Annotated in this window: 7 protein-coding genes and 1 pseudogene; all 8 read right to left on the reverse strand. The window is 47.9% G+C overall.

Going from position 1 to position 7,347, the window contains the following annotated elements; translation table 11 throughout:
• Window positions 1-545 precede the first annotated feature (545 nt).
• Window positions 546-1,580: a UDP-glucose 4-epimerase GalE gene (gene galE, locus BHV72_RS06840; RefSeq protein ID WP_005676207.1), complete on the reverse strand. Its 1,035-nt coding sequence runs from the start codon at window positions 1,578-1,580 to the stop codon at window positions 546-548.
• Window positions 1,581-1,802: 222 nt separating this feature from the next.
• Window positions 1,803-2,375, reverse strand: a complete 573-nt coding sequence (rsxA, locus tag BHV72_RS06845) for an electron transport complex subunit RsxA (protein ID WP_004303570.1) — start codon at window positions 2,373-2,375, stop codon at window positions 1,803-1,805.
• Between the two features lie 22 nt (window positions 2,376-2,397).
• Entirely contained in the window at window positions 2,398-2,982 is a 585-nt protein-coding gene (locus BHV72_RS06850; protein ID WP_005676211.1) for an RnfABCDGE type electron transport complex subunit E, read from the reverse strand.
• A gap of 14 nt (window positions 2,983-2,996) precedes the next feature.
• Window positions 2,997-3,734: an RnfABCDGE type electron transport complex subunit G gene (locus BHV72_RS06855; RefSeq protein ID WP_005676212.1), complete on the reverse strand. Its 738-nt coding sequence runs from the start codon at window positions 3,732-3,734 to the stop codon at window positions 2,997-2,999.
• Window positions 3,731-4,723: an RnfABCDGE type electron transport complex subunit D gene (locus BHV72_RS06860; protein WP_005676213.1), complete on the reverse strand. Its 993-nt coding sequence runs from the start codon at window positions 4,721-4,723 to the stop codon at window positions 3,731-3,733. Before BHV72_RS06860 ends, BHV72_RS06855 begins: the two co-directional genes overlap by 4 nt.
• 37 nt (window positions 4,724-4,760) lie before the next feature.
• Window positions 4,761-5,996: pseudogene (gene rsxC, locus BHV72_RS06865) on the reverse strand (electron transport complex subunit RsxC); the annotation flags it as partial.
• On the reverse strand, window positions 5,990-6,886 hold the full coding sequence (locus BHV72_RS06870; RefSeq protein WP_286855427.1) for a Fe-S cluster domain-containing protein: 897 nt from the start codon (window positions 6,884-6,886) through the stop codon (window positions 5,990-5,992). The gene BHV72_RS06870 and the pseudogene rsxC, both read right to left, overlap by 7 nt.
• 7 nt (window positions 6,887-6,893) lie before the next feature.
• Window positions 6,894-7,319 carry a SoxR reducing system RseC family protein gene (locus BHV72_RS06875; RefSeq protein WP_005676216.1) on the reverse strand — a complete coding sequence of 142 codons (426 nt, stop codon included), beginning with the start codon at window positions 7,317-7,319 and terminating at the stop codon, window positions 6,894-6,896.
• Between the last annotated feature and the right edge of the window lie 28 nt (window positions 7,320-7,347).

Below are 7,347 nucleotides of genomic sequence, written 5' to 3' on the forward strand. Positions count from 1 at the left end.
TAGTCGATAGTATTCAACAATAATTTGATAGTCGATAGTATTCTCCATTCTCCTCCTTCGGGAAGGAGGAGTCCCCGTAGGGGGAGGTGGTAGGTGAATACGTAAGTCGGTTATTATCAGCATTGTGTATCCACCTACCACCCCGGCTTTCAGCCACCCCTCCTTCCCCGAAGGAGGGGAATGGAGATACCACCGACTGATTAAATTACCACCAAATTTGAAGAAGAACCCTAAACAGTTATGGATTATAAATCAATATGGCATAAATATTTTATAAAATAGAACCTACTCCAAACGAATAAACAAAAAAACGGTACCACGACTCACGTCGTAGTACCGTCACAACACAAACACAAAATAAAACACGACAAAACTACTATGCAATCTCCCTGTCTATACCGGGGAGGTATAAGTACTATCCATGTATATTCACATACTCACAAACAGCTTCAGGTCGACTTGCATCAATTAAACAAATCGCATGCACGATTTGTTTCTATTTTGTTTATATTTTCATGTTTTTACAACAAATAATTAAATATATCTTATTGAATACCTCTTTCACGAAGTTTCAATTGCCAGTTCCATGCAGAACGTAAAGTATCTTCCAAGGTTTCCACGGCCTTCCAACCCAGTTCCTGGTTTGCAAAATCAGGGTTAGCCCAAACCTTTTCAATATCACCTGCACGACGTCCTACAATCTGATAATTCAGTTTAACGCCGGTAGCTTTTTCAAAACCGTTAATCAATTCCAGAACAGACACTCCGCGTCCCGTGCCGATATTGAACACTTCGACTTTTTCTTTCTGTGTCTTCTCCAGAATACGGCGGATAGCGATCACGTGTGCCTTAGCCAAGTCAACGACATTGATAAAGTCACGGATACAAGAACCGTCAGGAGTATCATAATCATCGCCAAACACGCTCAGTTTCTCACGGATACCGATTGCGGTCTGAGTCAGGTAAGGAATCAGATTTTGAGGAACGCCATTCGGAAGTTCGCCCAGCAATGCAGTAGGATGAGCACCGATCGGGTTGAAATAACGCAGCATGATCGCATTGATCGGAGCACCGGAAGCTACCGTATCACGGATAATCTCTTCATTGATCTGTTTTGTATTTCCGTAAGGAGATTCCGCTTTCTTGATCGGGGCCTTTTCCGTTACCGGCAATTCATCCGGCTGACCGTATACGGTACAAGATGAAGAGAATACGATTCCTTCCACTCCATGTTTCGGCATCAGTTCGAGGAGGTTGATCAGTGAAACCAGGTTGTTGCGATAATAAAGCAACGGCTTCTCTACTGACTCTCCAACCGCTTTGCTCGCTGCAAAGTGAATGATCGCCTTAATTCCTTTATATTTGGTAAAGATAGCATCCAGACCTGCGAAATCCAAACAATCCAGTTTTTCAAAAGCAGGGCGAATACCTGATACTTTCTCTATATTGTCAACAACGTCGGCATTTGAGTTAGATAAATTATCGATGATGATTACTTCATATCCACTGTTCTGTAGTTCTACTACGGTGTGAGAACCAATGTATCCCGTTCCGCCCGTTACTAAAATTCTTTCTTTCATATTCTTTAATAAATGGTTAGTTTTTCGGCTTTTGTCGTTTGAGCTACAAATTTAAGGAAATAAAATGGAAATGCAATAATCTGCCGGCATTTTATTTAATAAAAGGCTATTAAAGTACTAATTAATGGCAGTCAGGTATTAAAAAAAGGATTGGAAACCCATTTCTGTATATGTTATACAGCAGGGTTTCCAATCCTATATTAAATTATCAACTGTAAGTCTTTACACCACGCCGGAGAATCCCATGAATGCCATGGCGAGCAGGCCGGCGGTAATCAATGCAATCGGTGTGCCCTGCATTCCTTTCGGAACTTTCACCAGGCTCATCTGTTCGCGCAATCCGGCAAAGAGAACCAGTGCCAGACCGAAACCGATAGCGGTGGAGAATGCATACACAACTCCTGTCAGCAGGTCATAGTCTTTCTGTATCACGAGGATAGCCACACCCAGGATACAACAGTTGGTTGTAATCAACGGCAGGAACACGCCCAACGCCTGATACAAGGCGGGGGAAACTTTCTTCAGGATGATTTCCACCATTTGCACCAGTCCGGCAATCACCAGAATGAAAGTAATCGTCTGCAAGTATCCCAGTCCGAACACATCCAGCACAAACTTCTGAATGAGGAATGTGACAATGGTAGCGATAGTCAACACGAAAGCCACCGCGGCGCTCATCCCCATTGCAGTCTCCACTTTCTTGGAAACGCCCAGGAACGGGCAGATGCCCAGGAACTGCGACAACACGATGTTGTTTACAAAGATTGCCGAAATAAATATCAATATATATTCCATATTCTTTTCTTATTTAATAGAGTTAAGCTTTCTTGAAACTATTAATCAATGCGATGAGATATCCCAGGGCGATGAAAGCACCCGGAGCCAGTACGAACACCAACATTCCGTATTCTTCCGGCAGGATAGTCAGGTCGAAGATCTTGCCTGTTCCCAGAAATTCGCGGACAGCACCCAGCAAAGTCAGGGCAATGGTAAAGCCCAGCCCCATACCGATACCGTCGAACATGGATGCCAGCGCATTGTTCTTTGCGGCAAAAGCTTCGGCACGCCCCAGCACGATACAGTTCACTACGATCAACGGGATGAAAAGGCCGAGTGTGGCGTACAGTCCCGGCACGTATGCCTGCATTACCATTTGGAGCAACGTCACGAAAGACGCAATCACCACAATAAACGAAGGGATACGCACCATATCCGGAATCAGGTTTTTAATCAGTGAGATCACCACGTTCGAGCAGATCAGCACGAACATGGTGGCCAGTCCCATACCCATGCCGTTGATAGCCGATGAAGTAGTACCCAACGTAGGACACATACCGAGCAGGAGTACAAACGTAGGATTCTCTTTGATAATCCCGTTCATCATTACTTTAAAGTTATTCATATCTGTCTCCTTTCTTAATTAGCACTGATAGAATCAGTAAGTTCCACTTTAGTTGTAGCACCCGTAGCAGCATCGGCATTTTCACCGGCGGCCTTTTGAGAAGCACCCGTAGCTCCGTTCACTTCTCCCCCTCCGGCTTTGTAAGCCTGATAAGCAGCATTCACGGCATTCAGGAAAGCGCGTGAGGTAATCGTAGAAGCGGTAATGGCGTCCACCTGCCCGCCGTCTTTGCTGACCGTCAGTGCGGCTTCACCCGGATTCATGCCCAGGATAGACTTCGTGCTTTCCTCGTGTGACACCGCCTGTTCACCCTTGGCAGGATCGTAAGCACCGAACCATTTGTCGGCCTTCGAACCCAGTCCCGGAGTTTCCGTATGAGCCAGCAGGGAGTAGTTGTAGATTTTACCTTCGGCGTCAAAGCCAACCAGCACTTTCAGCTCGCCGCCGAATCCCATGGACTTGGCTTCAACAGCCGTACCCACCATATTATCACCGTTCTTGGCCGGATAAACAATGAAATCGACATTCTTCTTGCCGTCTTTCTCGCTGAAGATCGTATCGCTTTCCGCCACCGGGTTGTTCGTAAATTCAGGAAGAACTTTTTTCAGGGCCTCGTTCAGCGTCTTGGCGTTCGCCTCGGCGATAGGCCCTTTCGTCAGTTCGTTCACATAAGCCAGCAACGCGACGGAGACAGCAGTCACTCCCGTCAGCACCAGCAACATATTTTTCAAAGATGATTGTAACTTTTTCATTTCTTCTTCGCTACCTCCCCAAAGCGTTTAGGTTTACAATAGGTATTAATCAGCGGAGTGAATGCATTCATTATCAGAATGGCGAACGACATACCTTCGGGATAGGCGCCGAACAGACGGATCACCACTGTCAGCAGACCGATGCAAACGCCATAAATCAGCATACCTTTCTTGCTCATCGGAGACGTCACATAGTCGGTTGCCATAAAGACAGCACCCAGCATCAGACCACCGGAAAGCAGTTGGAGCACCGGAGACACGTATTTTTCAGGATCCGCCAGATGCATGATGCCTGCGAAGACGAATACGGTAACCAGGATAGATACCGGAATATGCCATGTGATAATTTTCTTCCACAGCATATACGCCAAACCGATCAGCAGAGCCAGCGCGCTCACTTCACCGAGACATCCGCCGTTTTGTCCGATCAACAGGCTCAACGCATCCGGAATCTGGCTTAAAGCGTCCGTATTGCCGTAGATCGCCTGTTTCATCAATGCCAGCGGAGTAGCTCCCGTCGTAGCGTCCGTGTAGGCGGTCAACTGACCGACTACCGGCCAACTGGTCATCTGCACCGGGAAAGAAAGCAACAGGAACACACGTCCTGCCAATGCCGGGTTGAAAGGGTTGCAGCCCAATCCGCCGAAAGACATCTTTCCCACACCGATAGCAAACAGTGCGCCGAGAATGATGATCCATACAGGCAGGTTGGAAGGTAAGTTGAATGCCAGCAACACACCTGTGATGATAGCAGAGCCGTCACAGATTGTCGTGGTAGGTTTCTTCAGTAAATATTTCCCGATTGCCCATTCGAAGAACAAACAAGCGGCCACGGAAGTAGCCGTGACAATCAGGGCACCCAGTCCGAAGAAGTAGAGAGACACCAGAAAAGCCGGAATCAGTGCAATCAGCACGCCGTACATATTTTTCTGTACGCTGTCTCCGCCATGAACGTGGGGTGATAGTGATACGATTAATTTATTTTCCATATTCGTTATTTTTTAGCTTGACGTGCACGAATCATAGGGAACCGCACTCGATACAATCCATGATTCTTTCTTTTTCCATTGTTTCAAAATCCCCGTTTTCGGACAACGCTCCGAGCAAGTACGGTTCCAGTCCCATAGGACAGGCGCTCACGCACTTCGCGCAACGGATACAGGTTTGTGCTTCCCCGCGCTTGGCTTCCTTCCGGTTCATAATCAGGATGCCGGAACTGCCCTTCGCAGTAGGAACGTCGATGTTCACCAACGCCTTACCCATCATCGGACCACCGCCGATCACCTTTCCCGTGTCTTCCGGCAGACCGCCGCAAGCGTCGATCAACTGCTTCATCGGCGTACCGATACGGGCGAGGAAGTTGGACGGACGGGCCACCGACTTTCCGGTCACCGTAATCACGCGCTCAAACAACGGCTTGTTCTTCTGCACCGCTTCATAAACAGCGAAAGCCGTACCTACATTCTGCACGACAGCCCCCGTAGAGATAGGCAGCGCACCGCTTGCCACCTGACGTTTGGTGATCGCGTCAATCAGCTGCTTTTCACCTCCCTGCGGATATTTCACCTTCAAAGGCACCACTTCGATACCCGCATAACTGGAAGCTACCTTCGTCATCAACTGAATTGCATCCGGCTTATTGTTCTCGATTCCGATAAACGCTTTATTCACTTTCACGGCTTTCATCAGGATAGACACGCCTACCATGATTTCTTCCGCGTGCTCCAGCATCAGCTGATGATCGGCAGTCAGATACGGTTCACATTCCACCGCATTGATAATCACGCATTCCGCCTTGAAAGAAGGAGGAGGACACAGTTTCACCTGTGTAGGGAAACAAGCACCGCCCAGACCTACGATACCGGCATCGGCAATCTTCTTCACAATTTCTTCCGCCGAAAGATCACATTCTTTCACCAGTGTCTTGCTGCGGTCGATTGTTTCTTCCCATTCGTCACCTTCCACATCAATGAAAATAGCAGGTTTCGCATAACCGCTGGCATCGACTATCGTATCAATCTTCGCCACTTTACCACTGACCGAAGAATGAATTGCTGCCGAAACAAAGCCGGCAGGTTCGGCAATCCGTGTGCCTACCTTTACCACATCCCCTTTCGCAACAACCGGTTTGGCAGGTGCGCCAATATGCTGGCCCAGCAGAATAACCGCTTTCGCAGGAACTTCCGCCGTAATGATAGGTTGATGTGCCGACAATTTATTTTCGTGTGGATGAACTCCACCAATTGAAAATGTCTTTAACATACAATTCTGTATTTTATTCTGTTATTATTAACCGTTTCTTTCGGAGCAGCCGGAGCTTCTTCCTTCGGTTTGCGCGGCGGGAAGTTCAACTCGATAATGGTATTCTGCGGACATACTTCCACGCACTTCCGGCAAGATTTACACTTGTCAGGATCGATGTAAGCCAAGTTGTTCTCCAGCGTGATAGCTTCGAACGGACACGTCTTCACGCACTTTCCGCAACCGATACAGCTCACCGTGCAAGCCTTGCGTGCCACAGCGCCCTTGTCTTTATTCACACAAGAGACATACACGCGGCGCGACTTCTTGCCTTGCGGACGGATTTCAATGATCGCCTTCGGGCAAGCCTTCACACAGGCGCCGCAAGCGGTACATTTCGCCTCGTCGACTTCCGGAAGTCCCGTTTCCGGGTTCATGTGGATAGCGTCAAACTGGCAGGCAGCCACACAGTCGCCACAACCCAGACAGCCGTAGCTACAACCCGTCTCTCCGCCATACAGCGAAGCGGCAATAGCACAACTCTTAGCACCGTCGTATTGATTAATACGCGGACGGTTGGCACACGTTCCGTTACATCTCACCACTGCTACCATCGGTTCAGCCTCTCCGGCTGCCAGTCCGAGGATATCAGCAATTTTAGCCATGACAGGTTGTCCGCCTACGGGGCAGAATTTTCCATCCAGCGAGCCGGCTTTGACGCAAGCGTCGGCAAAACCGCTACAACCCGGATAGCCACATCCACCACAATTTGCCTGGGGCAACACTTCCCCTACCTGGGCAATCCGCGGATCTTCATACACGGCAAATTTCTTGGAAGCCACATAAAGAATAGCGGCCAGCACGAGCGCTATCGCTCCCAATGAAATCACTGCAATCAGAATCAAATTCATAATGTTCTTAGTTATTTATTGGTTTTATAGTAAATGAAAATTTTTGTTTCAGTCGCGTTTTATTGAGCCACAAAATGTAGTAATAAGGCACAAGGACAGCCAGAGAAAGAAGTGCCGCATACAGTTCATTCTCTATCAGTGCCATAAAAAGGAACAATGTAAAAATTAAAAGAACGAAAGGGATAATGAATGCCAAGGCCACCGCCTGCATTCCCATCGACGTTTCGCCGACCACCATTACGTTTTCCCCCACCTGGTAGGAAGCCGCAGCAGTATCAATTATATCTATGATTTTGTCCTTGCTGTCTGCCGAGGAACAGTGTCCCTTCACGCTGCAAGCCGCGCAAGCCGATGTCTGAACGATCCTCACCGACAGATGAGAACCCTGTATGTTTTCCACAATACCCAGATGCTTTATAGTATTATTCGTCATTTTGCAAACTCAACATTACAAATCGCGG

Origin of the sequence: Bacteroides sp. 43_46 (genome assembly GCF_001915455.1) — a bacterium.
Lineage (GTDB): Bacteria > Bacteroidota > Bacteroidia > Bacteroidales > Bacteroidaceae > Bacteroides > Bacteroides caccae.

Excerpts from the sequence above, each read along its gene's own strand:
- galE (WP_005676207.1), bottom strand. The coding sequence starts at position 1,580 with ATGAAAGAAAGAATTTTAGTAACGGGCGGAACGGGATACATTGGTTCT.
- rsxA (WP_004303570.1), bottom strand. The coding sequence starts at position 2,375 with ATGGAATATATATTGATATTTATTTCGGCAATCTTTGTAAACAACATC.
- BHV72_RS06850 (WP_005676211.1), bottom strand. The coding sequence starts at position 2,982 with ATGAATAACTTTAAAGTAATGATGAACGGGATTATCAAAGAGAATCCT.
- BHV72_RS06855 (WP_005676212.1), bottom strand. The coding sequence starts at position 3,734 with ATGAAAAAGTTACAATCATCTTTGAAAAATATGTTGCTGGTGCTGACG.
- BHV72_RS06860 (WP_005676213.1), bottom strand. The coding sequence starts at position 4,723 with ATGGAAAATAAATTAATCGTATCACTATCACCCCACGTTCATGGCGGA.
- BHV72_RS06870 (WP_286855427.1), bottom strand. The coding sequence starts at position 6,886 with ATGAATTTGATTCTGATTGCAGTGATTTCATTGGGAGCGATAGCGCTC.
- BHV72_RS06875 (WP_005676216.1), bottom strand. The coding sequence starts at position 7,319 with ATGACGAATAATACTATAAAGCATCTGGGTATTGTGGAAAACATACAG.